The following is a 406-nucleotide window of genomic DNA, read 5'->3' on the forward strand; positions in this document are numbered from 1 at the left end:
CGGTGACCCCGGCGGCGAGCGCGGCATCTGTGTCAGTGATGTCGAGCCGGCGGCGGTCGGCCGCCCCCACCGCGTACTCGGCTACCAGAACCCCGGTGACCCCGGCGGCGAGCGCGGCATCTGTGTCAGTGATGTCGAGCCGGCGGCGGTCGGCCGCCCCCACCGCGTACTCGGCTACCAGAACCCGGTTGTACGCATCCTCGGCTTCGGCCCCGACGACGGTCAACTCAACGGTTCCGGCGCTCACCGAGGGAAGGAGTTCCTCGACGAAACGAGCGCCGACCGGGCCGTATCCGATCAGGACGATGTGCAGGGGCCGTCGCTGGGCGGCTGTCACGTCGCCGCCCTCCGTTTGACCGTGACGGCTGTCCGCTTGAATTCGGGCATCGACGAGATTGGGTCGACG

At 69.7% G+C, this 406-nt stretch carries 1 pseudogene; it reads right to left on the reverse strand.

Features of this window, described 5'->3' with window-relative positions:
- Positions 1-337, reverse strand: a pseudogene (locus AB4Z02_RS19210) (hypothetical protein); the annotation flags it as partial.
- Positions 338-406 lie beyond the last annotated feature (69 nt).

Origin of the sequence: Pedococcus sp. 2YAF34, from assembly GCF_052114585.1 — a bacterium.
Taxonomy (GTDB): domain Bacteria; phylum Actinomycetota; class Actinomycetes; order Actinomycetales; family Dermatophilaceae; genus Pedococcus.